Origin of the sequence: Nocardioides glacieisoli (genome assembly GCF_004137245.1) — a bacterium.
In the GTDB taxonomy this organism is placed as follows: Bacteria; Actinomycetota; Actinomycetes; order Propionibacteriales; family Nocardioidaceae; genus Nocardioides; species Nocardioides glacieisoli.
On record NZ_SDWS01000001.1, the window covers coordinates 139,752 to 162,484 of the forward strand.

Annotated in this window: 19 protein-coding genes and 1 riboswitch; of the genes, 16 read left to right on the top strand and 3 right to left on the bottom strand. The window is 71.9% G+C overall.

Annotated features, from left to right (window positions below):
* Window positions 1–140 precede the first annotated feature (140 nt).
* The 12 genes from ligA (at window position 141) to EUA06_RS00750 (ending at window position 16,048) form a co-directional block, all read left to right on the top strand.
* On the top strand, window positions 141–2,276 hold the full coding sequence (ligA, locus tag EUA06_RS00695) for an NAD-dependent DNA ligase LigA (RefSeq protein ID WP_129473090.1): 2,136 nt from the start codon (window positions 141–143) through the stop codon (window positions 2,274–2,276).
* Window positions 2,277–2,345: 69 nt separating this feature from the next.
* The gene (locus tag EUA06_RS00700) at window positions 2,346–3,596 is read left to right on the top strand and encodes a calcium-binding protein (RefSeq protein WP_129473091.1); all 1,251 of its coding nucleotides are present in this window, start codon (window positions 2,346–2,348) and stop codon (window positions 3,594–3,596) included.
* A gap of 33 nt (window positions 3,597–3,629) precedes the next feature.
* Complete coding sequence (locus tag EUA06_RS00705) at window positions 3,630–4,505, top strand: DMT family transporter (RefSeq protein WP_129473092.1); 876 nt, start codon at window positions 3,630–3,632, stop codon at window positions 4,503–4,505.
* A gap of 10 nt (window positions 4,506–4,515) precedes the next feature.
* Window positions 4,516–4,815 carry an Asp-tRNA(Asn)/Glu-tRNA(Gln) amidotransferase subunit GatC gene (gene gatC / locus EUA06_RS00710; RefSeq protein WP_129473093.1) on the top strand — a complete coding sequence of 100 codons (300 nt, stop codon included), beginning with the start codon at window positions 4,516–4,518 and terminating at the stop codon, window positions 4,813–4,815.
* Window positions 4,812–6,338 carry an Asp-tRNA(Asn)/Glu-tRNA(Gln) amidotransferase subunit GatA gene (gene gatA / locus EUA06_RS00715; RefSeq protein WP_129473094.1) on the top strand — a complete coding sequence of 509 codons (1,527 nt, stop codon included), beginning with the start codon at window positions 4,812–4,814 and terminating at the stop codon, window positions 6,336–6,338. The genes gatC and gatA overlap by 4 nt, the downstream gene beginning before the upstream one ends.
* Entirely contained in the window at window positions 6,335–7,843 is a 1,509-nt protein-coding gene (gatB, locus tag EUA06_RS00720) for an Asp-tRNA(Asn)/Glu-tRNA(Gln) amidotransferase subunit GatB (protein WP_129473095.1), read from the top strand. The genes gatA and gatB overlap by 4 nt, the downstream gene beginning before the upstream one ends.
* A gap of 138 nt (window positions 7,844–7,981) precedes the next feature.
* Complete coding sequence (locus tag EUA06_RS00725) at window positions 7,982–9,391, top strand: prenyltransferase/squalene oxidase repeat-containing protein (RefSeq protein WP_129473096.1); 1,410 nt, start codon at window positions 7,982–7,984, stop codon at window positions 9,389–9,391.
* A gap of 95 nt (window positions 9,392–9,486) precedes the next feature.
* Window positions 9,487–9,625: riboswitch (cobalamin riboswitch) on the top strand.
* Between the two features lie 78 nt (window positions 9,626–9,703).
* A complete protein-coding gene (locus EUA06_RS00730) occupies window positions 9,704–11,407 on the top strand; it encodes a prenyltransferase/squalene oxidase repeat-containing protein (RefSeq protein WP_129473097.1) in 1,704 nt (567 codons plus the stop codon).
* Between the two features lie 5 nt (window positions 11,408–11,412).
* Entirely contained in the window at window positions 11,413–12,480 is a 1,068-nt protein-coding gene (locus EUA06_RS00735; RefSeq protein WP_129473098.1) for a hypothetical protein, read from the top strand.
* 6 nt (window positions 12,481–12,486) lie between these two features.
* The gene (locus EUA06_RS00740; protein ID WP_242497894.1) at window positions 12,487–13,599 is read left to right on the top strand and encodes an energy-coupling factor transporter transmembrane component T; all 1,113 of its coding nucleotides are present in this window, start codon (window positions 12,487–12,489) and stop codon (window positions 13,597–13,599) included.
* The gene (locus EUA06_RS00745) at window positions 13,596–15,194 is read left to right on the top strand and encodes an ABC transporter ATP-binding protein (RefSeq protein ID WP_129473099.1); all 1,599 of its coding nucleotides are present in this window, start codon (window positions 13,596–13,598) and stop codon (window positions 15,192–15,194) included. The genes EUA06_RS00740 and EUA06_RS00745 overlap by 4 nt, the downstream gene beginning before the upstream one ends.
* Entirely contained in the window at window positions 15,191–16,048 is an 858-nt protein-coding gene (locus EUA06_RS00750; RefSeq protein WP_129473100.1) for an ECF transporter S component, read from the top strand. The genes EUA06_RS00745 and EUA06_RS00750 overlap by 4 nt, the downstream gene beginning before the upstream one ends.
* Here the strand turns inward: EUA06_RS00750 and EUA06_RS00755 are convergent.
* Genes EUA06_RS00755 through EUA06_RS00765 form a run of 3 tightly spaced genes read right to left on the bottom strand, consistent with a single transcriptional unit; the run spans window position 16,035 to window position 18,683 of the window.
* Window positions 16,035–17,195 (bottom strand): PQQ-dependent sugar dehydrogenase, encoded by a 1,161-nt coding sequence (locus EUA06_RS00755; RefSeq protein ID WP_129473101.1) that lies wholly within the window; start codon window positions 17,193–17,195, stop codon window positions 16,035–16,037. The genes EUA06_RS00750 and EUA06_RS00755 overlap by 14 nt on opposite strands.
* Complete coding sequence (locus EUA06_RS00760) at window positions 17,192–18,091, bottom strand: EamA family transporter (RefSeq protein ID WP_242497895.1); 900 nt, start codon at window positions 18,089–18,091, stop codon at window positions 17,192–17,194. Before EUA06_RS00760 ends, EUA06_RS00755 begins: the two co-directional genes overlap by 4 nt.
* 19 nt (window positions 18,092–18,110) lie before the next feature.
* Window positions 18,111–18,683 (bottom strand): PadR family transcriptional regulator, encoded by a 573-nt coding sequence (locus EUA06_RS00765; protein WP_129473102.1) that lies wholly within the window; start codon window positions 18,681–18,683, stop codon window positions 18,111–18,113.
* Window positions 18,684–18,740: 57 nt separating this feature from the next.
* Between EUA06_RS00765 and EUA06_RS00770 the strand changes: the two genes are divergently transcribed.
* The 4 genes from EUA06_RS00770 (at window position 18,741) to EUA06_RS00785 (ending at window position 22,710) form a co-directional block, all read left to right on the top strand.
* Window positions 18,741–19,718, top strand: a complete 978-nt coding sequence (locus tag EUA06_RS00770) for an ATP-binding cassette domain-containing protein (RefSeq protein ID WP_129473103.1) — start codon at window positions 18,741–18,743, stop codon at window positions 19,716–19,718.
* Window positions 19,715–20,587, top strand: a complete 873-nt coding sequence (locus tag EUA06_RS00775) for an ABC transporter permease (RefSeq protein WP_129473104.1) — start codon at window positions 19,715–19,717, stop codon at window positions 20,585–20,587. Before EUA06_RS00770 ends, EUA06_RS00775 begins: the two co-directional genes overlap by 4 nt.
* A gap of 45 nt (window positions 20,588–20,632) precedes the next feature.
* Window positions 20,633–21,736, top strand: a complete 1,104-nt coding sequence (locus tag EUA06_RS00780) for a WD40/YVTN/BNR-like repeat-containing protein (RefSeq protein WP_129473105.1) — start codon at window positions 20,633–20,635, stop codon at window positions 21,734–21,736.
* A gap of 335 nt (window positions 21,737–22,071) precedes the next feature.
* A complete protein-coding gene (locus EUA06_RS00785; protein WP_129473106.1) occupies window positions 22,072–22,710 on the top strand; it encodes a helix-turn-helix domain-containing protein in 639 nt (212 codons plus the stop codon).
* The last annotated feature ends 23 nt before the right edge of the window (window positions 22,711–22,733 follow it).

Genomic DNA, 22,733 nt, shown 5'->3' on the forward strand with positions numbered 1-22,733 from the left:
GATGAAACGGAACGGTTTCGTTTCGATCAACCGAAGCCTAGGCAGATCTATTCCGATGGAACAAATCAGTTTCATCCGGTCCAGACCAAGCCGTCGTACGTCGGTCGCGGGGTGTCGGTGGCGACCGGCAGACTGTGCCCATGAGCACGTCCGATGCCGGTCCCGACCCCGCACAGACCGCGACCGTCGCCACCGCTCCACCCGAGGCGCGCGAGCGCCACCGGGAGCTCAGCGAGCAGGTCGACGACGCCCGCTGGCGCTACTACGTGCTCGACGACCCGACTCTCTCCGACTCCGACTTCGACGTGCGGCTGCGTGAGCTCGAGGCGCTCGAGGACTCCTACCCCGAGCTCCGCACCCCGGACTCCCCGACGCAGAAGGTCGGCGGCGCCGTCTCCACGGAGTTCACCGCCGTCGACCACCTCCAGCGGATGGAGTCGCTCGACAACGCCTTCACCTCCGAGGAGCTCGCGAGCTGGTACTCCCGCATCCTGCGCGAGGGCATCGAGTCGCCCGCCCTGCTCTGCGAGCTCAAGGTGGACGGCCTCGCGATCAACCTGCTCTACGAGGAGGGCCGCCTGGTCCGCGCGCTCACCCGCGGCGACGGCCGCACCGGCGAGGACGTCACCCCCAACGTCAAGACGATCGCCTCGGTGCCCCACCGGCTCACCGGCACCGACGAGCACCCCGTGCCCGCGCTGGTCGAGGTGCGCGGCGAGGTGTTCCTGCCGGCGGAGGCGTTCGAGCGGCTCAACGCCTCGATGGTCGACGCGGGCAAGCCGATGTTCGCCAACCCGCGCAACGCCGCTGCCGGGTCGCTGCGCCAGAAGGACCCCAAGGTCACCGCGACCCGCGACCTCGGGATGGTGTGCCACGGGATCGGCGCCCGCAAGGGCTTCGAGCCCGCGGCCCAGAGCGCGGCGTACGACGCCCTCCAGGCGTGGGGACTGCCGATCTCCGAGCAGGTGCGGGTGGTGCCCACGCTCGAGGCCGTCGAGGAGCGCATCGCCCACGTCGGCGAGCACCGCCACACGATCGTCGGCTACGAGATCGACGGACTCGTGGTCAAGGTCGACGACGTCTCGCTGCAGCGCCGCCTCGGGTCGACGAGCCGGGCACCCCGCTGGGCGATCGCGTTCAAGTACCCGCCCGAGGAGGTCAACACCCTGCTGAGGTCGATCGAGGTGAACGTCGGCCGCACCGGCCGGGTGACGCCCTACGGCGTGATGGAGCCGACCAAGGTCGCGGGCTCGACCGTCGAGAACGCGACCCTCCACAACGCCCACGAGGTCAAGCGCAAGGACGTCCGTCCAGGCGACACGGTGATCCTGCGCAAGGCCGGCGACGTGATCCCGGAGATCCTCGGGCCGGTGCTCGCCCTGCGGCCGAAGGGTCTGAAGCCGTGGAGGATGCCGACGAAGTGCCCCGCCTGCCGGACCGCGCTGGCCCAGCAGAAGGAGGGCGACAAGGACCTCCGGTGCCCCAACCACGAGCGGTGCCCGGCCCAGGTGCGCGAGCGGGTCTTCCACGTCGCCGGTCGCGGCGCCTTCGACATCGAGGGGCTGGGTTATGAAGCGGCGGTCGCGCTCCTCGACGCCGGTGCCATCAAGAACGAGGGCGACCTCTTCGACCTCGACGAGGCCGGGCTGCTCTCCGCCCCCCTCTTCACCCGCGCCCCCAAGAAGGGCGAGGACGGGGCACAGCTCAGCGCCAACGGCGTACGCCTTCTGGCCAACCTCCACGAGCGCAAGACCGCCGTGCCGCTGTGGCGGGTGCTCGTCGCGCTGTCGATCCGTCACGTCGGCCCGACCGCGGCGCGCGCTCTCGCGACGGAGCTCTCATCCATGACGGCCGTGCGCGAGGCGACCGAGGAGGCCCTGGCGGCCACCGAGGGAGTGGGCCCGACCATCGCCGCATCGGTGCGCGAGTGGTTCGACGGACCCGAGTCCGGGTGGCACAACGCCATCGTCGACGCGTGGGCCGCGGCCGGCGTGACCATGGCCGACGAGCGCGACGAGTCGATCGAGCGCACCCTCGAGGGGCTCACGGTCGTCGTGACGGGCGGCCTCCAGGCCTACACCCGCGACTCGGTCAAGGAGGCGATCATCAGCCGCGGTGGCAAGGCGTCGGGGTCGGTGTCGAAGAAGACCGACTACGTGGTGGTCGGCGAGAACGCCGGGTCCAAGGCAGACAAGGCCGAGCAGCTCGGGGTGCCGGTGCTCGACGAGGCCGCGTTCACGACCCTCCTGGAGAAGGGGCCTGCGGGGCTGGACTGACCGGCGCAGGTTTGGGACCTTCGAGATGCGGTCACAAGCACCTGAACGACTAATTCCTTGGGAGTCAGCATGCGTCTCACCCGTTCACTCGTCCCGGCCCTCCTCGGCGCAGCCGCCCTGGCCGCGCCGCTCGCGATCGCACCGACCGCGCAGGCCGCCGCCGTCACGTGCGCCGGTCTGAAGGCCACCATCGTCGGCAACGACAAGGGCAACACGATCACCGGCACGCCGAAGCGTGACGTCATCGCGGCCCGCGGCGGCAACGACACCATCCGCGGTCTGGCCGGCAACGACGTGATCTGTGGCGGCGAGGGCGCGGACACGATCGTCGGCGGTGAGGGCGACGACAAGCTCTACGGCGAGAGCGACCTGCTGCGCATCGACCAGTTCGGCCGGGTCGTCAAGCGGGGCGACACGATCTCCGGTGGCCTCGGCAACGACCTCATCGACCTCGGCTACGACCCGCGCCCGGGCTCGGACGGCACCGTGACGGAGCTCGACGGGGTGTCCTACTTCAACGCGACCGCGCCCGTCGTCGTGGACTTCCGCTCGAGCCGCACCGTCCCGATCGCGGCCGAGGGCAGCGACACGGTGACGGGGTACGACGGCGGCATCCGCGTCATCGGCAGCCCTCTCAACGACACCATCAAGGGCACCAACTCCCGCGACGTGATCGCCGCCCGCGGGGGCGACGACACCATCTTCGGCCGCGGCGGCGACGACGTCCTCAGCGCCGACGCGCCGGGCACCGTCGGCAACGACCGGCTCTACGGCGACGCGGGTGACGACAGCCTCGTGGGCATCGTCGGCATCGACACCTTCGTGGGTGGGAGCGGCAGCGACGACCTGCGGACGACCTCCGAGAGCCACCAGGTCTGGCGGGGTGGGAGCGGCAGCGACACGATGACCTTCCCGATCCCGGCCGAGTCGGGCTTCGTCGCCAAGGGCTACGGCGGTCAGGACAAGCTGCGGATCCTCCCCAGCTCCAACCCGGCCCTGAAGCCCACGCTGCGCATCGACCAGCTGAAGAAGTCGACGATCCGCGACCTCCAGCCCTTCACGCTGGAGGGCAAGATCACCGGCTTCAGCGACGTGATCCTGCCGGCCCGCGCGTCGTCGATCTTCAAGGGAAGCAACGACTCGGAGATCATCACCGCCAACCCGGACTACCGGGTTCAGATCTACGGCCGCGGTGGCGCCGACGTGATGACCGGTTCCGACGAGCCCGACCGCCTCGACGGAGGCAAGGGCTTCGACATCGCCCGCGGTCGCGGCGGCAACGACACCTGCAAGGCAGCGGAGAAGCGCTCGAGCTGCTGATCGACCGGGAGCCGCGCCTGACATCCTGTGCGGATGCGGACGCGGCTCCTGGTGACGGCATTGCTGATCGTCGCGTGGGGGTCGACCTTCACCTCGATCAAGGTCGCGCTCGAGGGATGCCCGCCGATGGTTCTGGCGGCGACCCGCTGTCTCGTCGGCGGCGCGCTGCTCGCGCTGGTCGCCGCGGCGGCGCGCCGCCCGCTCCGGCTGCGGGGCAGCCTCGGCCCGTACGCCGCCCTCACGCTGCTCAACGTCGTCGGGTTCTTCGGCCTCCAGGTGCTCGCGATCGACCACCTCGACTCGGGCTACGCCTCGCTCCTGCTCTACCTCCAGCCGGTCGTGACGGTCCTCCTCGCGCGACCGTTCCTCGGCGACCCGCTCGGCCCGGCCCGCGTGCTGGGCGCACTCACCGCTTTCACCGGCGTCGCGGTGGTCTCGCTGCGCCACGAGGGTGAGGTGTCGTCGTACGGCGTCGCGCTGGGCGTGGCGACCGCGGTGTGCTGGTCGCTCGGGACGATAACGGTCAAGCGGACCGCACCGCGGGTCGAGCCGCTGTGGGCGGTGGCGCTGCCGCTCGTGGCGGGCGGAGTCCTGCTCGCCGTTGCGGCCGCGCTCACCGGGACGGACGGGCTCGACCTCACGCCGAGGGTGGGCGTCGGCATCGTCTGGACGACGCTCGTCGGCACCGCGCTCGCGTGGCTGCTCTGGATGCACCTCGTCACCACCGGCGAGGTGGGCCGGGTCGCGGTGAGCATCTTCCTCGTGCCGGTCGTGGCCGTCCTGCTCGGCTGGGCGCTGCTGGACGAGCAGCTGGGCTGGCCGCTGGCGGCGGGCACCCTGCTGGTGTGCGCCGGCGTCTACGCGGTCAACCGCTGGCCGGGCCGCGGCGCGACCGAGCCGCTCTCCTAGGATTGACCGCATGCCCGAGATCTCCCGCGAGGAGGTGGCCCACCTGGCCACCCTCGCCCGCATCGACCTGTCCGACGACGAGCTCGACCACCTCGCCCCGCAGCTGAGCGTGATCCTCGAGTCGGTCGCCTCGATCACCGGGGTCGCCGGCGACGACGTGCCGCCCACCTCGCACGCGATCCCGCTGACCAACGTCTTCCGCGAGGACGTCGTCGTCCCCGGCCTCAGCGCCGAGGAGGCCCTGTCGGGCGCCCCGGCCGTGGAGGACAACCGCTTCTCCGTCCCGCGGATCCTGGAGGAGGAGGCATGAGCGGCCCGTCGGAGACCACGGCCTCCCGCCTCGCCGAGCAGCTGGCCGACGGCTCGGTCACCTCGGTCGAGGTCACCCAGCGCCACCTCGACCGCATCGCCGAGGTCGACGACCGGGTGCACGCCTTCCTCCACGTCGACCCCGAGGGCGCGCTCATCCAGGCCGCCGAGTCCGACGCCCGCCGGGCCCGCGGCGAGGCACGCGGCCCGCTGGACGGCGTACCGATCGCGGTCAAGGACGTGATGGCGACCCGCGGGCTGCCCACGACGTGCGGCTCGAAGATCCTCGAGGGCTGGGTGCCGCCCTACGACGCGACGGTCGTCGAGCGCCTGCGCGTGGCCGGCCTGCCGATCCTCGGCAAGACCAACATGGACGAGTTCGCCATGGGCTCCTCCACGGAGCACTCGGCCTACGGCCCGACCCGCAATCCGTGGGACCTCGACCGGATCCCCGGCGGCTCCGGCGGCGGCTCGGCCGCAGCCGTCGCGTCGTACGAGGCGCCGCTCGCCATCGGCACCGACACCGGTGGCTCCATCCGCCAGCCCGGTGCCGTCACCGGCACGGTGGGCGTGAAGCCGACCTACGGCGGGGTGTCGCGCTACGGCCTCGTCGCGCTGGCCAACAGCCTCGACCAGGCCGGTCCGGTCACCCGCAACGTCCTCGACGCCGCGATGCTCCACGACGTCATCGGCGGCCACGACCTGCGTGACTCGACCTCGATCAAGACCGACTGGCCGTCCTTCACCGAGGCGGCGAAGCAGGGCGCGTCCGGCGACCTCACCGGGGTGAAGGTCGGCGTCGTCACCGAGATGTCCGGCGACGGCTGGCAAGCCGGTGTGATGAACCGCTTCAACGAGTCCGTCGAGCTCATGGTGAAGGCCGGGGCCGAGGTCGTCGAGGTGTCCTGCCCGTCCTTCGTGCACGCGCTCGCGGCCTACTACCTGATCCTCCCGGCCGAGGCCTCGAGCAACCTCGCGAAGTTCGACGCGATGCGCTACGGCCTCCGGGTCACCCCCGACGCCAAGAATGGAACACAGCCGAGCGCCGAGGACGTCATGCGCGCCACCCGCGACGCCGGGTTCGGCGACGAGGTGAAGCGCCGGATCATCCTCGGCACCTACGCCCTGTCGAGCGGCTACTACGACGCCTACTACGGCCAGGCGCAGAAGATCCGCACGCTGATCAGCCGCGACTTCGACGCGGCCTTCCAGAAGGTCGACGTGCTCGTCTCGCCGACGGCGCCGACGACGGCGTTCAAGCTGGGTGAGAAGCTCGACGACCCGATGGCGATGTACCTGAACGACCTCGCCACCATCCCGGCGAACCTCGCCGGCGTGCCCGGCATCTCGGTGCCCAACGGCCTGGCCGACGAGGACTCGCTGCCCTCCGGCTTCCAGGTCCTCGCACCTGCGCTGGCCGACGACCGGGTCTACCGGGTGGGCGCCGCGCTGGAGGCGCTGCACGTGCAGGAATGGGGCGGGCCGCTGCTCGACCGCGCGACCGGACTGGAGACGAACCGATGACTTCCGCCAAGACCGACGCGGCCCTGATGCCGTACGACGACGTGCTGGCCGCCTTCGACCCGGCCCTCGGCCTCGAGGTCCACGTCGAGCTGAACACGAACTCGAAGATGTTCTGCGGCTGCCCGGCCACGTTCGGCGGCGAGCCCAACGCCGGCACGTGCCCGACGTGCCTCGGCCTCCCCGGCGCGATGCCCGTCGTCAACGGCAAGGCCGTCGAGTCCGCGATCCGGATCGGCCTCGCGCTCAACTGCGACATCGCCGAGTGGTGCCGCTTCGCGCGGAAGAACTACTTCTACCCGGACATGCCGAAGAACTTCCAGACGTCGCAGTACGACGAGCCGATCGCCTTCGACGGCTACATGGACGTCGACGTGGACGGTGAGACCTACCGCGTCGAGATCGAGCGCGCGCACATGGAGGAGGACACCGGGAAGTCGCTGCACGTCGGCGGCGCCACCGGCCGCATCCACGGCGCCGACCACTCGCTCGTGGACTACAACCGCGCCGGGATCCCGCTCATCGAGATCGTCACCCGCCCGATCATGGGTGCCGGGGCGAAGGCCCCCGAGGTCGCCAAGGCGTACGTCACCCAGCTCCGCGAGCTCATCGTCGCGCTCGGTGTCTCCGAGGCGCGGATGGACCAGGGCAACCTGCGCGCCGACGTGAACCTGTCGCTGGCCCCGAAGGACAGCGGCGTCCTCGGCACCCGCACCGAGACCAAGAACGTCAACTCGTTCCGCTCGGTCGAGCGGGCCGTGCGCTACGAGATGCAGCGGCACGCGGTGATCCTGCGCGACGGCGGCTCGATCCTGCAGGAGACCCGCCACTGGCACGAGGACACCGGGATCACCACGAGCGGTCGCGAGAAGTCCGACGCGGAGGACTACCGCTACTTCCCCGAGCCGGACCTGGTGCCGGTCGCGCCGAGCCGCGAGTGGGTCGAGGAGCTCCGCGGCACGCTGCCGGAGAACCCGACCGTGCGTCGCGCCCGGCTGCAGGGGGAGTGGGGCTTCAGCGACCTCGACATGCGCGACACCATCGGTGCCGGCGCGCTCGGCCTCGTCGAGGAGACGATCGCCGCGGGCGCGACACCGCAGGCCGCCCGCAAGTGGTGGCTCGGCGAGCTCGCCCGGCGCAGCAACGAGGACGGCGTCGACCTGGTCGACCTGCCCATCACCCCCGCCGACGTGGCGCGGATCCAGGCGCTGGTCGACGAGAAGACCGTCAACGACAAGCTGGCCCGCCAGGTCATCGAAGGAGTGCTGGCAGGGGAGGGCACCCCGGACGAGGTCGTCGCGAGCCGCGGCCTGGCCGTCGTCTCGGACGACGGTGCCCTGGGGGCCGCCGTCGACAAGGCGATCGCCGAGAACCCCGACGTGGCCGACAAGATCCGCGACGGCAAGCACGCCGCCGCCGGGGCGCTCATCGGCGCGGTGATGAAGGAGATGCGCGGACAGGCCGACGCCGCCCGGGTGCGCGAGCTGATCCTGGAGAAGCTCGGGTGACAAGTTTTCTCGCGGTCTAGACAACTTGCTACGGTGGTCGCGCGTCACATTGGTCACATCACCAACGAAACGCTCGTGCATCGAAGGGGGCTGACGGCACTGCCGTCGTGGGGTCCCCGCGCGAGCGGGAAGGAAGTCATGCACCATCGCCTTCGACCCATCCGGACAGCCGCGGTCGCACTCTCGACCGTCGCCCTGGGCGCCGGAGTGCTCGCTGCTCCGCCGGCCACGGCTGACAGCACCTCGGCCCTCCGCAGCGCCAAGGCTGCGGTCAACACCGACAGCACGCCCTCGACCATCGCCGCCGAGTGGATGGCCGGCGAGCTCACCAACGGCCTCGTCGTCGGGGACTTCGGGCCCGACTTCGGTCTCACCATCGACACCGGCATGGCGCTCGCGACGGTCACCAGCCAGGGCGCGACCGTCACCGCCATCAACAACGCGCTCGAGCCGCGCATCGCCGAGTACGTCGGCGACGGGACCAAGGAGTCCTACGCCGGCCCGCTCGCGAAGGCCGCGACCTTCGCCCGCACCGCCAAGAAGAACCCGATCAGCTACGGCGGGATCAACCTCATCGCTCGCCTCGAGGAGCGCACCGCCGACGTCCCGGCCGACCCGACCAAGGAGCCGCAGGCCGCCGCGTTCGCCGGCCGGATCTTCGACAAGTCGGAGTCGGGCAACTTCGCCAACGTCGTGGGCCAGTCCTACGCGGTGCGCGCCCTGACGCTGGCCCGGTCCGCCGAGGCGGGTGCCGCTCGTGACTTCCTGCTCAAGCAGCAGTGCGCCTCGGGCTACTTCCGGCTGAACTTCGACAAGGCCAACGTGCCCAGCCAGTCGTGCACCGAGGGTGTCGCCGGCAGCGAGGCCGACGCCGACGCGACCGCTCTCGCGGTGATCAACCTGATCGAGTCCGGCGACCGCACCCCGACCGTCACCGCGGCCCTCGACAAGGCCAGCGCGTGGCTCGCGAGCAAGCAGCGCAACAGCGGGGCGTTCCGCAGCTCCGGTGACGGTGCCTCGATCAACTCCAACACCACGGCCGTCAGCGGCTACGCGCTCGGCCTGATGCGCAACCGTGACGCTGCCCTCAAGGCCGCGCTGTGGGTGCGCAAGAACCAGCCGGTCGACAAGTACAAGTGCCGCACGGCGCTGACCAAGGACACCGGCGCCGTCGCGTTCCGCAAGGACCGGATCAAGGCGTCCTCGACGACCGGCATCCCGGCCAGTGCGCGCGACGAGTGGCGCCGCTCGACCGCCCAGGCGATCCTCGGCCTCCAGTTCGCCCCGGCGAGCAAGGACCGGCTCCAGATCGTCTCGGTGCGCAAGGAGGCACGCGCGGGTGAGCGTGTGCAGTTCCGCGTCTTCGGCCTCGCGCCGAGCGAGAGCGCCTGCCTGCAGGTCAAGGGCGACTTCGTCCGCGTCAAGGGCAAGAAGTCCGGCGACAAGATCGTGCGCAAGCTGACCCTGCCCGCGGGCAACCAGCGTCGCGTCGCGCTCGTGAAGACCTCGGACGACGAGGCTCGTACGTCGCTGCGGGTTCGCAACTGACCCACCAGCACCACCTGATCGACCACACCGCCTCGGCCCGGCGTCTCGCGACGCCGGGCCGAGGTGCGTCCGGAGCCGGGCGAGGGTTAGGCTGCGCTCGCCGCACCCGTCCGGGTCGGCAACACACACGCCCGAGGTGGGGAAAGTCGGTCTGAAACCGACGCTGACCCGCAACCGTGGGCACGGGAGCGATCCCGTGCGAGCCGGAACACCTGCCTCGATGCGTCTTGAACACCATCGCTGTCGAGGAATGCAGCGGGGCTGACCGGCGTACTGCCGACCTTGCCTCGCTGTCGCAGCGAGGAAGGAACCATGAAGCTCATCTCCGGGCTGGCAGCCGTCGCGCTCGCCGCCACCACCCTCGTCGTCGCCGCCCCCGCGCAGGCTGCCGAGACCCCGGCTGACCGGGCCGTCTCCGCCGGCTCCACCTGGCTCAAGGGACAGCTCACCGCCGGGATCCTCCACAACGACGAGTACGACTACGACGACCTCGGGCTCTCGGCTGACATCGCGTTCGCGCTCGACGCCGTCGGTGGCCAGGACGCCACCGTCGATCAGATCGCGGCCGCCGTCGGCGACGACGTCACGTCCTGGTACGACTACGGGACGATCTACACCGGCTCGGCTGCCAAGGCCATCGCACTGATGCAGGTCGGCGGCCTGGACGCCACGAATGTCGGCGGCGTCGACCTCCAGGATGTCGTCGAGGACAACGTCGCCACGACCAGTCCGATCGTCGGCCGTGTGCAGAACGCAGGTGAGACCGTCTATCCCTCGGGTGAGCCGACCGACACGCTGAACGTGATCAGCCAGTCCTGGGCCGCCCGCGCGCTCGGCGGACAGGACTCCGACCTCGCCGACGAGGTGATGGCCTTCCTGCTGAAGCAGCAGTGCGACGACGGCTCGTTCCGCTCCGCGCTCACCAAGGACAAGGCCGCGCCCGAGAACCAGCAGGGCTGCGCAGCGGGAACGGCGGGTGAGGTCGACACGACCGCGCTCACCGTGCTCAACATCCTCGCCACGCCCGACGCCTCGGTCACCGCGAAGGGCGCCGCCCTCCTCGCCGCGAGCTGGCTGAAGACGCAGCAGGCTGCCGACGGCTCGTTCAGCGCGGGTGCGCTCGGCGTCAACTCCAACACCACTGGCCTTGCGGGCTGGGCGCTCGCCGAGGCCGGCCAGGACGCGGCCGCGACCAAGGCTGCCTCGTGGTTGCGTGGCGTCCAGGTCGCTGACATTGCCCCGTGCGCGACGACGCTGTCCGCCGACAACGGCGCCATCGCCTACGCACCCGCCGACCTGGCAACGGTCCGCGGAGCCGGTTCGTTCTCGGTCCCGCAGCGGGAGCTCACCCGCCGGGCGAGCGCCCAGGCGCTGCCGGCCCTGGCGAACCTCCCCGCCGGCGCGGACGTCACTGTCTCTGCCCCCGCCAGCGCGGTCGAGAAGAGCACCGTCACGGTCACCGTTGCCGGCCTCGGTGCTGGTGAGCCCGCCTGCGTGAGCCTCGGTTCGGAGGCCAAGTCGGTGACCGGCACGGGGTCCACCGTCCCGGTCACCTTCACGCTGCCGGCCGGAGCGGCCACGCGCACGTTCCGCGTCGCCACGCTGACCGGGTCGTCCACCGCCACCACGGCGGCCACGGCGACCCCGGCCACGCCGACGCCCACCCCTGTCCCGGGAGAGCCGACGGTGGGTGACCTGGACGTCGCCAAGGTCGTGAAGGTGGGCCGCAAGGGCATCTTCAAGGTCGAGGTCGCCTGCGACTCCACTGTGGACTGCACCGGCAAGCTGAAGGTCCGCACCGTCGGCAAGGTCGTGCGGCCCAACGGCGCGAAGAAGGTGCTGGTCGTCGCGAAGTCGGCGTACGACGTCGAGGCGGGGGAGACCGCGAAGGTCGTCCTGCGCCTGACGAAGCCGGCCCGGGCCGCGGTCGGCACCACGCGCACCCGCGTCGTGGCCGTCCAGACCGCTGACGGCGCCGACGCGGTCAGCACGAAGTTCTGGTTGCGCCGGAAGTGATCTCGATGAATGCCCGATCTCGGCGGGTCATCGCCTCCCTCACCCTCCTGGCCGCCGGCCTGGTGGGCGGGGGAGCCGTGGTCGGCCTGGCTCCTGCTGCCGAGGCTGCCACGTGCACCTCGAGCGGCGGAGTGAGCGTCGTCGTGGACTACCGCGAGCTGGGAGGAAGCATCCTCACCGCGTGCGCCCCCGACGGCGGAGGCAAGAGCGCCACGGCGATCGTCGCCTCCGTCGGAGTCACGCTGACCTACGCGAGCCGGCAGCCCGGCTTCGTCTGCCGGGTCAACGGTCAGCCGGCCGCCGACCCGTGCGTCAACGCCTCGCCGGCGGACGCCTACTGGGGCCTGTGGTGGGCGGACGGCGCGAAGGCGTCGTGGACCTACTCGTCCTACGCCTCGGGCTCGCTCACCGTCCCCGCCGGCGGGTCGGTGGGCTGGTCGTGGCAGCAGGACCGTGCCTCGAGCGGAGCGGCCCCGCCCGGCGTGGCCCCGCCCGTGCAGTCGAGCACCCCGACCGCGACGCCCACGCCGACGTCCTCCCCGAGCTCGTCGCCGACCTCCTCCCCGTCAGCGTCGTCGTCGCCGAGCGCGACGCCGACGGCCGGGGGTGGGTCGCAGTCGTCCAGCCCGTCCTCCAGTCCCTCCCCGGGCTCGGGTGGTGGGTCGGGCGGCGGCTCCGGCTCGGCCGGTGGCTCGGGCTCCTCTCCCTCGGCGAGTCCGTCGGGCACGCCGGCGACCCCGTCCGAGTCCCCGCTGGCCTCTGAGTCTCCTGGAGACTCAGGGTCGACGAACGGGTCGAGGAAGGGGTCGGACAAGGACTCCGGCAAGAAGGCCGGCGACGGCGCCTCGGACGATGAGTCTCCCGGAGACTCACCGGCCAGCGACGACGCCGAGGCCACCGAGTCGGGCGGTGAGTCTCCTGGAGACTCAACGGCCAGTGCGGCCGCACCGGCGGGGGAGCTGACCGACCAGCCGGCCCGCATCCCCGCAGCGGTCACCTGGAGCATCGTCGGCCTGCTAGCGATCGCGATCGCTGGCAGCGCCGTCGTGGCGCGTCGTAGACGGGGGGTCTGACGCGCAGTGACCGGACCGGCCGCGCCCGTGTGGGGACTGCCGCGTGACCTGCACCCGATCGCCTGGTGGACCTGGGCGATCGGGCTGGCCACGGCGGCGTCCCTCACCACCAACCCGCTGCTGCTGCTGCTCATCATGGGCTCGGCGACGGTGGTGGTGATGGCGCGTCGGTCCGGTCACCCCTACGGCCGGTCGTTCCGGCTCTACGTCCTGCTCGCGCTCATCACGGTCGTGATGCGCGTCGTCTTCCGGCTCGTCTTCGGCGGCCAGGAGATCGGGCACGTGCTCCTCGACCTGCCCGAGATCCCGCTGCCGAGCTGGGCCGCCGGCGTCCGCCTGCTCGGCCCGGTCACGAGCGAGGCGCTGCTCGCGGGGCTGTACGACGGTCTGCGGCTCGGCGCGATCATCCTGTGTGTCGGCGCCGCGAACTCGCTCGCCAACCCCAAGCGACTGCTTGCCTCCGTGCCGCCGGCGCTCTACGAGATCGGCACCGCCCTCGTCGTCGCCGTGACGATCTTCCCGCAGCTCGCCGACAGCGCCCGGCGCGTCCGCGCAGCCCAGGCCCTCCGCGGCGGCGCCACGAAGGGCGTCGGCCGGCTCCGCCGCTTCCTCGTCCCCGTCCTCGAGGACGCGCTCGAGCGCTCCCTGGCCCTGGCCGCCGGGATGGACACCCGTGGCTACGGCCGCTCCGGCGGTGCGTCCCCCGGCGAACGGCGGCTGACCGGCGCGTTGCTGCTCCTCGCGCTCACCGGCATCTGCGTGGGGACGTACGCCTGGCTCGACCCCACCGCCCCGCGCGTCCTCGCGCTGCCGATGCTCGGCGTCGGCGCGGTCGTCGCCGTGCTCGGCCTCGTCAGTGCTGGCCGCCGCGTGCAGCGCACCCGCTACCGCCCCGACCCGTGGCGCACGCCCGAGCTCGTCACCGTCGGCACCGGCCTCGTGGTCGCGGTGCTCGGCTGGTACGTCGGCCACACGCAGGTCGTCGTCGCCTACCCGGGCGTCGACGCGATGCCCTACCTCTCGCCCCTGGCCCTGGTCGTCGGCGTGCTCGGCACTGCTCCCGCGGTCGCGACGCCGGTGCCCGCGACCGCCCTCGCCGGACGGGAGGTGACGGCATGAGCGTCATCGAGCTGCGCGGCATCGGGTTCCGCTACGACGAGCACGAGGTGCTCCGCCACGTCGACCTCACCCTCGACGAGGGCGAGCTGGTCCTCGTGTCGGGGCGCACCGGCGTCGGCAAGTCGACCCTGCTCGGCGTCATCACCGGCCTGGTGCCGCGCTTCACCGGCGGCGTCCTCAGCGGCGACGTGCTGCTCGACGGCGCGAGCATCGTCGAGCAGCCGCCGCGCGAGCGGGCGCACCTCGTCGGCTACGTCGGCCAGGACCCGTTGGCCGGGTTCGTTGCGGACACGGTCGAGGAGGAGCTCGCCTACGGCATGGAGCAGATCGGCACGGCACCGGAGACGATGCGGCGCCGGGTTGAGGAGACGCTCGACCTACTCGGCATCGCCGACCTGCGCGCCCGTGACCTGCGCACGCTCTCCGGCGGCCAGCAGCAGCGCGTCGCCATCGGCTCGGTGCTGACCACCCACCCGCGCGTGCTCGTCCTCGACGAGCCGACCTCCGCCCTCGACCCGACCGCGGCCGAGGACGTCCTGGCGACGATCACCCGCCTGGTCCACGACCTCGGCCTCACCGTGCTGCTCGCCGAGCACCGGCTCGAGCGCGTCGTGCCGTTCGCCGACCGGATCGCGCTGGTCGCGGGCGACGGGACCGTACGCGTGGACGAGCCCCGCGCGGTCCTCGCCGACTCGCCCGTGGCGCCACCGCTGGTCGACCTCGGCCGCCTCGCGCAGTGGGACCCGCTGCCGCTCACCGTCCGCGACGCGCGACGTCAGGCGCGGTCGCTGCCCGCCCTCACGCCACCCGAGCCGGTCCCCGCACCCGCGACGAGGGCGGTGCTTGCTGCGCGCGGCGTCACCGTCGTCCACGGGACCCACGTCGCCGTCCGCGAGGTCGACCTGACGCTGTCGGAGGGCCGCGTCACCGTGCTGATGGGCCGCAACGGCTCGGGCAAGTCGAGCCTGATCTGGGCGCTCCAGGGGTCGGGCAAGCGGCACTCGGGCACCGTCGACGTCGACGGCGACGACCCGGCGTCGCTCGCGCCCGCCCAGCGGCGTACGCACGTCGGGCTCGTGCCGCAGACTGCCGCCGACCTGCTCTACCTCGAGTCGGTCGCCGACGAGTGCGCTGCCGCCGACGTCGGCGCCGAGGCCGGTCCCGGCACCTGTCGCGGGCTGCTCGACCGGCTCGCCCCCGGCATCGACGAGGACCTCCACCCGCGTGACCTGTCCGAGGGCCAACGGCTCGCGCTCGCGCTCTCGATCGTGCTGACCGCGCGACCGCCGGTGCTGCTGCTCGACGAGCCCACCCGCGGCCTCGACTACGCAGGCAAGGCCGAGCTCGCCCGCATCGTCGCCGACCTCGCCGCCGAGGGACGGGCCGTCCTGCTCGCGACGCACGACGTCGAGTTCGCCGCGCACGTGGCCGACGAGGTCGTCGTGCTCGCCGAGGGCGAGGTCGTCTCGAGCGGTCCGCCCCGCCGGGTGCTCGCCGAGTCGCCGTCCTTCGCCCCGCAGGTCACCAAGGTGCTCGGCCCGCCGTGGCTCGTCGTCGAGGAAGTCGCCGCCGCGCTCGAGGAGCTCCGCCGATGAGCACCCCGACGAAGCTTGGGACGAAGCCTGGGACGAAGAGCCCGCTGAAGACCGTGGCGATGCCGATCGGCCCCCGCACCGCGGGCGTGCTCGCGCTGGCGTCCCTCGCCGGCCTGATGATGCTGTGCTGGCCGCTGCTGCTCGACGCCGAGCCGGGCCAACGGGTCGAGCCGCCCTTCGTCTTCCTGGCACTGCTGACGCTGGTGATCGTGGTCGTTCTCGCCGAGATGGGGGAGGGCGGCATGGACGCGCGCGTGCTCGCCGTGCTCGGCGTGCTGTCGGCGATCAACGCCGTGCTCCGCGGCTTCGGCGCGGGCACCGCCGGGATCGAGATGGTGTTCTTCCTGCTCGTGCTCGGCGGACGGGTCTTCGGAGCGGGCTTCGGGTTCGCCCTCGGATGTACGTCGATGTTCGCCTCCGCCCTGCTCACCGCGGGGGTCGGGCCGTGGCTGCCGTTCCAGATGATCTGCGCGGCCTGGGTGGGGATGTTCGCCGGCCTGCTCCCACGTCGCGTCACCGGTCGCGCGGAGGTCGCGATGCTGGTCGTCTACGCCGTCGTCGCGGCCTACCTCTACGGCATGCTGATGAACCTCAGCTTCTGGCCCTTCACCCTCGGCATCGTCGTGCCGGAGCACGAGGGCTCGCTGGCGTACGTCGCCGGCGCACCGGTCCTCGATAACGCCCACCGCTTCCTGGTCTACACGCTGCTGACCTCAACCGGTGGCTGGGACACCGGCCGGGCGATCACGACCGCGGTCGCCATCGTCGTGCTCGGGCCGGCGATCCTCACCACCCTGCGCCGGGCGGCGCGCCGCGCCGTCGTCACAGCGGGGGAGCCCGTCAGGGCTGGATGACCACGATCCGGTCGTCGCCCTGGGCCGGCTCGCCCCGGCCGTCCTGGTTCGACGTCGTCAGCCACAGCTGGTCGTCGGGCGTCGTCACGACGGTCCGCAGTCGGCCGTAGTCCTCGGTGAAGAAGGCCGTCGGCCGGGTGGCCCTGCCCTTCGCCGACACCCTGATCCGCCAGAGCCGCTGCCCGCGGAGCCCGGCCATCCAGAGGTGCCCGTCGGCGTAGGCCAGGCCGCTCGGCGAGGCGTCCTCGACCGGCCAGACCAGCTGGGGATCGATGAAGTCCGACCCGCCGCCGGTGCCCTCGACCTCGGGCCAGCCGTAGTTGCCGCCCTTCTCGACGAGGTTGAGCTCGTCCCAGGTGGAGTCGCCGAACTCCGAGGCCCAGAGCCGGCCCTCGTCGTCCCAGGCGAGGCCCTGGACGTTGCGGTGGCCGAGCGACCAGACGGGGGACCCGGGGTCGGGGTTGCCCGGCGCGGGATCGCCATCGACGGTGATCCGCAGGATCTTGCCGGCGAGGCTGTCGGGGTCCTGGGCGAGCTCGGGGTCGCCGGTCTCGCCGGTGGTGACGTAGAGGTGGCCGTCGGGGCCGAACGCGATCCGGCCGCCGTCGTGGATGAAGCCCGCCGGGATGCCGTCGAGCACCACGGTCGGCTCGCCCAGCCGGTCGCCGTCGAGCTCGGCCCTGACGACGCGGTTGTCCGAGCTGGTCGTCAGGTAGAGGAACAGGGTGCGGTCGGTGTCGAAGTCCGGCGACACCGCGACGCCGAGGAGCCCGGCCTCGCCCTGCGGTACGGAGGTCGTGATCGCGCCGAGCCGGCTCAGGGTGCCGCCGGGCTCGACCCGGAGGACGCGCCCGGTCATCCGCTCGGTCACCACCGCGGCACCGTCCGGGAGGAAGTCCACGCCCCACGGGACCTCGAGGCGGTCGACGAGCGTGCCGACCGCCTCGGGGCCCTTCGCGTCGTCGCCGTTCGCCCCTGAGTCGCTGGGGGACTCACTGGGGGATTCACTGGGCGTGGGCTGGCTGGTCGGGTCCGTCGGCTGCGTCGTGCTCGGAATGGGAGCCGGGGCGGGGTCGGAGCAGGCCGTGGTGACGCCCAGGACGAGGACGAGCGAAGGGACGAGTGAGGTGAGCCCCGAGCGCGTCATGGGGCCAGTGTGCCGGGTCGGTGTTCGTGCTCACCGGGCTTCTCCCCGGGTGTCGCGCCCGACCGGGTCGCGCCGATCGAGGCCGCCACCACGCAGGCGATCGCCAGCCACTGCAGCACCGACAGGTGCTCGCTCAGGACGACGATCGCGGCCAGGGCGGCCGCAGCGGGCTCGAGGCTCATCAGGATCCCGAAGACCGCAGGCCGCAGGCTGCGCAGCGCGACGAGCTCGCAGCTGTAGGGGATCACCGAGCTGAGCAGCCCGACGAGCGCGCCGATCAGCAGGATCCGGCCGTCCCACAGGTCCGAGCCGGCGCTCAGCAAGGCCGGCACCGTCATGCCGAGGGCAGCGACGATGCTCGCCACGGCCAGGCCGTCGAAGCCGGCCCACCGGCGCCCGGTGCTCGCGCTGAGCAGGATGTACGCCGCCCACGCGGCGCCGGCGAGCAGGGCGTACAGCACGCCGAGCAGGTCGAGGTCGGCCGGTTGAAAGCCGAGCAGGGCCACGCCCACACCCGCCAGCAGGACCCAGACGAGGTCGCGGGCGTGCCGCGAGCCGAGGACGGCCAGGGTGAGCGGACCGATGAACTCGATCGTCACCGCGATGCCGAGCGGGAGGCGCGAGAACGACTGGTAGATCCCCCAATTCATCGTGGCCAGGCTCGCCCCGAAGCCGAGCACGACGAACCAGTCGCGGCGGCTCCGACCGGTGAACCTGGGTCGCGCCACGGCGGCGAGGACGAGCGCGCTCGTCATGAGGCGCAGCCAGACCATCGCGGTCGGTGAGATCTCGCCGAAGAGGCCCTTCGCGATCGCGGCGCCGATCTGCACGGACAGGATGCCGATCAGGACCAGTCCCACCGGACCGAGCAGGGAACGGCTCGGTCGCGTTGTCACGCGGCCAAGGGTATGAGCCCTAGGCAGTCGCCGACGGACCGGGATCGCCCAGGCTCGCCAGCGCCCGCTGGGTGTGCACCGCTTCCGCCGCGAAGTAGTCCAGCCCCCAGTCGGCTACCAGGGCCGGGAACCGGAACGGCTCGCCCTCGCTGTCCGCGCCGCGCAGCGACTCGCGTACGCCGCCGAGGTCGGCGAGGGCCTGGTCGAGCTCGACGAGGTAGTCGTGGAGCATCTGCCGGGTCCGCGCCGGCTCGCTCGCGTGGCCGACCAGGAGGCGCAGCAGCACCGGGTGCTTGAGGACCGGGAAGCCGGCCGGGGTCTCCGCCATCCAGGTGCGCAGTGCTTCCTGCCCCGCGTCCGTGATGGCGTACGACGTCACCTCGCGCCCGCCGTCGGCGTGGGCGTCGGCGCGGACCAGGCCGTGGTCGGCGAGGCGGCGCAGCTCGGTGTAGATCTGGCTGGTCGCGGGGGAGACCCAGTAGAAGCGGAGCGTCATGTCGGCGCGCTGCTTGATCTCGTACCCCGTCAGCTCGTCGCCGAACGTGAGGAGGCCGAGGATCGCGTACGCCGTCACCGGAAGGTCTTGACTCATCTCCCCAGCAGAGTAGTGTTCCTAATCGGAATAGTCACGGAGGGGACGGTCATCGGGGTGGCACACGATCACGCGATCGAGGCAGAAGGACTGGTCAAGGAGTTCGGGGAGACGCTGGCGGTCGACGACGTCAGCTTCGCGGTCCCGCGGGGGACGGTCCTCGGGCTGCTCGGGCCCAACGGCGCCGGGAAGACGACCACCGTGCGGATGATGACGACGCTCACGAAGCCGACGCGCGGGACCGCCCGGGTCGCGGGGCACGACGTGCTCGCCGACCCGGCCGCCGTACGTCGTTCGATGGGGCTCACCGGCCAGTCGGCGACGGTCGACGAGCTGCTGACGGGCCGCGAGAACATCTGGCTGATCGGCAGCCTCTACGGCATCGACGCCCGCGCCGTGGGCCGCATCGCCGACGACCTCCTGGAGCGGTTCTCGCTCGCCGACGCCGGTGACCGCATCGTCAAGACGTACTCGGGCGGCATGCGCCGGCGGCTCGACCTCGCGGTCAGCCTCGTCGCCACGCCGCCGGTGCTGTTCCTCGACGAGCCGACCACCGGTCTCGACCCGCGCAGCCGCCTCGAGCTGTGGGACGTGCTCCGCGAGCTCGTGAGGGAGGGCACCACCCTCCTCCTCACCACGCAGTACCTCGAGGAGGCCGACCACCTCGCCGACAACATCGTCGTCATCGACCACGGGCGGGTGATCGCCGAGGGGACGCCGATCGAGCTCAAGGACGCCTCGGGTCGCGCCGCCCTCGTGGTGACGGTGTCGCGGTCGGAGGACCTGCAGCGGGCCGCCGACCTGATGGTGTCGATCGTGCCGGACCACCACATCGACGAGTCCGCCCGGCGGATCACCGCCCAGGGCGAGGGGCTCGCCGACGTCACCCGCCTGGCTGCGGCGTTCGAGGACAGCGGCATCGACCTCGACGACCTCGGCCTCCAGCGCCCCAGCCTCGACGACGTGTTCCTCCACCTCACCGGACACCGCGCCGAGGATCCGAGCACCCCCCGAGACGACGAGGACGTGGCATGAGCACCCCCACCACGAGCGCGCAGCAGGGCACGGGCCGCCGCGACGCCCACATCGAGCGGCCCGAGATCCGTCGGACGTCGCTGTTGCGCCAGTCGCTCGTCATCACCCGCCGCAACCTGATCCACATCCGGCGGATGCCCGAGATGCTGCTCGACGTCACCATCCAGCCGGTGATGTTCGTGCTCCTCTTCGCGTTCGTCTTCGGCGGCTCGATCGCGGTCGGCGGGTCGCCGGCCGGCTACCGCGAGTGGCTGATGGCCGGGATCATGGGCCAGACCATCGCGTTCGCGTCGTTCATCGTCGCCGTCGGGCTCACCGCCGACATCGACAAGGGCATCGTCGACCGGTTGCGCTCCCTGCCGATCAACCCGGCCGCCGTGCTGGTGGGACGCAGCATCTCCAGCCTGCTCCACTCGAGCATCGGCGTCGTGATCATGTCGCTGACCGGTCTTGCCGTGGGGTGGCGCATCCGCGAGGGCGTCCTCGACGCGATGCTCGCCTACGCGCTGCTGCTCTCCTGGGGCTTCGCGATGATCTGGGTGGGGATCCTGGTCGGCTCGGCCATGCGGTCCGTCGAGGCGGTCAACGGCCTGATGTTCGCGACCATGTTCCCGATCACCTTCCTCGCCGACACGTTCGCGCCGACCGAGGCAATGCCGGGCGTGCTGCGCACGGTCGCGGAGTGGAACCCGCTGTCGTCGCTCGTCCAGGCCGTGCGCGAGCTCTGGGGCAACGACGTACCCGTCGGTCCCGACGCGGCGCTCCCGCTCCAGCACCCCGTGCTGAGCACCCTGATCTGGGTCGCCCTCATCACCGCGGTGACGGCTCCCCTGGCCCTGCGAGCCTTCGCCAGGAGGACCGCGGACTGACCTGTGGGGCTCTGGTTGAGCCCTGCGACTCTGGAGGAGGATGACATGACCCGCACGTTGTTGATGGTCGGCACCCGCAAGGGCCTGTGGCTCGGCACCTCGGACGAGGCGCGTACGTCGTGGGAGTGGACGGGGCCGCACTTCCCGATGGAGGAGGTCTACTCCGTCATGATCGACACCCGCGGCTCCGCGCCGCGGTTGCTGGCCGGCGCCTCGTCGAGCTGGCTCGGGCCGCAGGTGTGGCGCTCCGACGACCTGGGAGCGTCGTGGGACGAGACGCCCAACGGCGCGGCGCGCTTCCCGGAGGACACCGGAGCGACGCTCGCGCGGGTCTGGCAGCTGCAGCCCGGCCTCTCGGCCGACGGTGGCGACGGCGTGGTGTGGGCGGGCACCGAGCCGGGCGCCGTCTTCCGCTCCGACGACCGCGGCGAGTCCTTCTCGCTGGTGCGCGGGCTGTGGGACCACCCGCACCGTGACGAGTGGAACGAGGGCTTCGGCGGTCAGGCCTTCCACACGATCCTGCCCCACCCGGACGACCCGTCGCGCGTGCTCGTCGCGCTCTCGACCGGCGGGGTGTACGCCACCTCCGACGGCGGCTCGACCTGGGCGCCCTCCAACACCGGCGTCAAGGCCGAGTTCTTCCCCGGCGAGCGCAACTACCCCGAGTTCGGCCAGTGCGTGCACAAGGTGGCGCGCGACGCGGTCGACCACGAGCGGCTCTACCTGCAGAACCACGGCGGCGTCTACCGCTCCGACGACGGCGGCTCGTCCTGGACCGACATCGCGCCCGGACTGCCGACCGAGTTCGGCTTCGCGATGGTCGCCCACCCCCGCCGGGCCGACACGGCGTACAACTTCCCGATCACCGGCGCCGAGGCCCGGTGGCCGGTCGACGGCAAGGCCCGCGTCTACCGCACCACGGACGCAGGCGCGTCGTGGGAGCCGCTGGGCGACGGCGCCCTGCCGGACGGCTACTTCACCGCGGTGATGCGCGATGCGATGTGCGCCGACGACCACGAGCAGGTCGGCCTCTACTTCGGCGGACGCAACGGCGGCGTGTGGGCCTCGGCCGACGAGGGCGGCACGTGGTCGGAGATCCACAAGGACCTCCCCGACGTCCTCGTGGTGCGCGCCGCGCAGCTCGCCTGACGACTGGGCCGCTGGCACGCGCAGCGCGGTCATGGGCCTGATGGGCAAGCTGTTCTTCGACCAGGCGATCGCCTGTGCAGGAGCCTTCCTTCCAGCCTCAACGTGCCCGTGAGTCTCTGAGGGACTCGGAGGCAAGTGGTCCGGGAGTGGGGGGCCGCTTGGAGGGGTGGTCAGCGGTGACCGTGGGCCATCAACCGTCCACAGGCGCGTGGTTCGGGGTCCTACCCAGCAGGTTGTGGACGAGCTGTCCGAGCTGTCGGTGCCGGAGTCTGTGCTGGCTGTACGACGCGCCTGACGGTGGGTGCGCAGGCGAACGGGCAGGGGTGGCGGGGCACATGGAGGCAGGCGACCAGGCGGAGCAGGTGGGCGGGTTGCCGCCGTGGGACTGCATGGCGAGGTGGACGCAGGCGGAGCGCGAGGTCTGGCTGATGGGGCCGTTCCGTGGCGGGATCCCGGGGATGGTGCGGCGGATCAGGCGGATCCTGGACGTGTCGCAGCGCGGGTTGGCTGCGCTGCTCGGGGTCTCGCAGTCGGTGGTCGCGCGGTGGGAGACCGGGCGCACGAGTCCGCGGATGAGTGTGGTGGAGCGGTTGTTGCGGATGGCTGGGCTGCGGATGGACTTCCACGACGAGGACACCGGTCAGGAGGTGGGTCCGATGCGTGCGGACGGGGCGCGCACCCATGGCGGGAGCCGGTACCCCGCGCACACGGACCTCACGGTTACGGGGTGGTGGGTGCCGCGGCGGTTGCGGTCGATGACGTCGATCGAGGCGTACGAGTGGGTCGACCGTTCGAGACGGATCGGGGATCCGGCGATCAGGTGTCGCGTCTCGCCGTTCTGGAAGCGGATGCAGCGGATGGTCCACGGCACGCCGGATGACCACCCGGCCGTGCACCAGTTCGTCGCGGAGGTGCAATACCTCGACGAACGTCGTGAGGACCTGAAGCAGGAGAGGTACGGCCATGCCGCCTGAGACGCGGCCGGGGGAGCGGGAGG

Coding starts and splice junctions, on each gene's coding strand:
- gatB (WP_129473095.1), top strand. CDS start 6,335: ATGACTTCCGCCAAGACCGACGCGGCCCTGATGCCGTACGACGACGTG.
- EUA06_RS00750 (WP_129473100.1), top strand. CDS start 15,191: ATGAGCACCCCGACGAAGCTTGGGACGAAGCCTGGGACGAAGAGCCCG.
- EUA06_RS00765 (WP_129473102.1), bottom strand. CDS start 18,683: ATGAGTCAAGACCTTCCGGTGACGGCGTACGCGATCCTCGGCCTCCTC.
- EUA06_RS00735 (WP_129473098.1), top strand. CDS start 11,413: ATGAATGCCCGATCTCGGCGGGTCATCGCCTCCCTCACCCTCCTGGCC.
- EUA06_RS00775 (WP_129473104.1), top strand. CDS start 19,715: ATGAGCACCCCCACCACGAGCGCGCAGCAGGGCACGGGCCGCCGCGAC.
- EUA06_RS00745 (WP_129473099.1), top strand. CDS start 13,596: ATGAGCGTCATCGAGCTGCGCGGCATCGGGTTCCGCTACGACGAGCAC.
- EUA06_RS00780 (WP_129473105.1), top strand. CDS start 20,633: ATGACCCGCACGTTGTTGATGGTCGGCACCCGCAAGGGCCTGTGGCTC.
- EUA06_RS00700 (WP_129473091.1), top strand. CDS start 2,346: ATGCGTCTCACCCGTTCACTCGTCCCGGCCCTCCTCGGCGCAGCCGCC.
- EUA06_RS00730 (WP_129473097.1), top strand. CDS start 9,704: ATGAAGCTCATCTCCGGGCTGGCAGCCGTCGCGCTCGCCGCCACCACC.
- EUA06_RS00705 (WP_129473092.1), top strand. CDS start 3,630: ATGCGGACGCGGCTCCTGGTGACGGCATTGCTGATCGTCGCGTGGGGG.
- ligA (WP_129473090.1), top strand. CDS start 141: ATGAGCACGTCCGATGCCGGTCCCGACCCCGCACAGACCGCGACCGTC.
- EUA06_RS00755 (WP_129473101.1), bottom strand. CDS start 17,195: ATGACGCGCTCGGGGCTCACCTCACTCGTCCCTTCGCTCGTCCTCGTC.
- gatA (WP_129473094.1), top strand. CDS start 4,812: ATGAGCGGCCCGTCGGAGACCACGGCCTCCCGCCTCGCCGAGCAGCTG.
- gatC (WP_129473093.1), top strand. CDS start 4,516: ATGCCCGAGATCTCCCGCGAGGAGGTGGCCCACCTGGCCACCCTCGCC.
- EUA06_RS00785 (WP_129473106.1), top strand. CDS start 22,072: ATGGAGGCAGGCGACCAGGCGGAGCAGGTGGGCGGGTTGCCGCCGTGG.
- EUA06_RS00725 (WP_129473096.1), top strand. CDS start 7,982: ATGCACCATCGCCTTCGACCCATCCGGACAGCCGCGGTCGCACTCTCG.